Consider the following 2,166-nt stretch of genomic DNA (forward strand, 5'->3'; position numbering starts at 1 on the left):
GAAGCTGTGCGCGAATAACGTCACGGTTTGGGCTGGGCATCAAGATCTCCTGTGACGTGGGCGGACTGGAGAAGTTCTTCGGCGGTGTAGAACCGTTGGGCTCGTAAGATGAGGGTCGGGTTGTATCCGTCGGCTTCAAGCAGAGGACGGAGTTCAACGAGGGTGTTTCCGATGGTTCGCGCGCTCACTCCGAACAGGTCGGCGATTGCCTTTCGTGTGGCGATTCTGCGCATTGCGAGAATGGCGGCCAAGACGCGATCCGCATCGGCGATCTTCCGTTGGGATACAAGCCCAGGGAGTTTGTGCAGTTCTCTGCCCCGTCGCTTGATCCTGAGCTCCTCAAGCCGCGCGCGGTAACGCATCAACAGGCGCTCCGTCAATGCGGTGAGTTCTTCCCGGCTCATGCCAGTGATGGAGGGGTCTGTCAGCACCTCCAACGGGATCTCGGGCCTCTCCCTAGCTTCCGTCGCGAGAAAGTCACGCACCGCGTGTTCGCTGGTGAGCCGCAGGGTTACCGGCCTGATGGCACAGCTGTGATCGGTGAAGATTCGATGGGTCTCGTCGATCGCCGTGCGCAGGGGCTTACGCTCCACACCCAGCAGTTGAGCCAGGAGCAGCATGGGGATGACCTCACGCAAGTAGAGGACGGCGGCCAGGATCCTCACCTCAGGGGTGATTACCGAGATTGCGCCTGCGCCTCTTGTTCGCCGGCGTTTGCCTCCGCGGCGCTCGTAGCGCCGCTGCTCGTCTCTCGCTTCTTGGACAGGGGCCAGACATTCGATGAGATCAGCCAATTCCTCGCGGCTCATACCGGTCAGCCGCGGGTCCGAAAGCATGTCGATTGCCTCAAGGTTGAGGCCTTGTGGCCTGCTGACGCGAGGAACTGAGGCGTGATCGCTCTTGTGCGGCAGGACGGTGTAGTTCCAAGTGCCCCGGCTCTCATGCGGTTCGATCGGCAGCGAGTCCACGTACTCCTTGCTGACGGAGATCCCGGTCGGGTAGTCGCGTGTATCAAGTTCGGCCTCCACCCGGAGCCCGCAGCGGGTACGGGTCGATGCGATGGTCTTGATGACGACCTCGTGGCTGGTCAGCGGCCGGCCCCGCCAGTTCATCGTGATGTGCGAAAACAGGCGGTGCTCGACCTTGTTCCATTTCGATGTACCGGGCGGGAAGTGGCAGATGGTGATGGCCATTCCCGTTTCCTCGGCCAGAGCGGCAATCTCAGATTTCCAAAGTCGGTAGCGCGGGGAGTTGGAGCCCCCGGAGTCCGCTGTGATCAGAAGGCGGGTGGCGCTGGGGTAATCGGTCCGGCCGCGGCTTTCCCACCACCGGCGGATCGAGGCGACGGCGAAGGCCGAGGTGTCATGGTCCACGCCGACGTTGACCCAGCCTGTGTTGGCGGCGATGTCGTAGATTCCGTATGGAATCACTTGCTGCATGCCGGGGCGAGCGAAGAGAGAGTGGTCTTCGACATCGATCGGATCACCCTTGGGACGCCATTCACGGCCAGGATTGTGGAACTGGCCAACGAGCTCCTTCTTCTTCGTGTCCACACTGATGACGGGCTCGCCGGCTGCTTGATGCTCCTTGATCTGACTGTTGATGTAGTGGAATTGCGCGTCGCGGTCCGGGTGCTGTTTACCTTCCAAAGTCTTGACGTTCGCCTGGAGGCTGAAGCCGCTCTCCCGAAGCAGCTTGCCCACCGTGGTCGCCGAGACCTTGTGCCCTTGCTTCGTCAACTCGGTGGAGAGTTTTCGCAACGATTTGGTCGTCCATCTCAACGGCGACATGGGATCTCCTCGTTCATCTGGCTCCACCAGGGCCAAGAGAGCGGGAATCAGGTCCGGGTTCTTATCTGCTGCGGCCTTGCGGCCGCCTCCCGGGCGTCGAACACGGCCATCCGGGAGCGGCTCCGTGCCGAGCTCGGCGATGCCCTTTCGGACGGTCGTTTCACTGACGCCGACCGCACGGGCCACGCTTCGTATCCCTCCGTGACCCAGCCCCCTCGCTTCAGCAGCGAGGAGCAGCCTCCTCTGCCTTTCGTTGAGATGGGGAAGCAACACCTGAAGCCGCGAAGTCAGTTGACCAGGGACCGGCGGGGATATGACCACGGAAGATCAACGATCATGCCCCCGTCAAAGCAACGCGTTGTTTCCGGACAGCTTC

Annotated in this window: 1 protein-coding gene; it reads right to left on the reverse strand. The window is 61.7% G+C overall.

Translation table 11 applies throughout. The features are described 5' to 3' along the window. Positions 1-20: 20 nt before the first annotated feature. A complete protein-coding gene (locus ACZ53N_RS37160) occupies positions 21-2,111 on the reverse strand; it encodes an ISAzo13 family transposase (protein WP_469145109.1) in 2,091 nt (696 codons plus the stop codon). Between the last annotated feature and the right edge of the window lie 55 nt (positions 2,112-2,166).

The sequence above is a fragment of the Streptomyces sp. NPDC033229 genome (assembly GCF_055576875.1).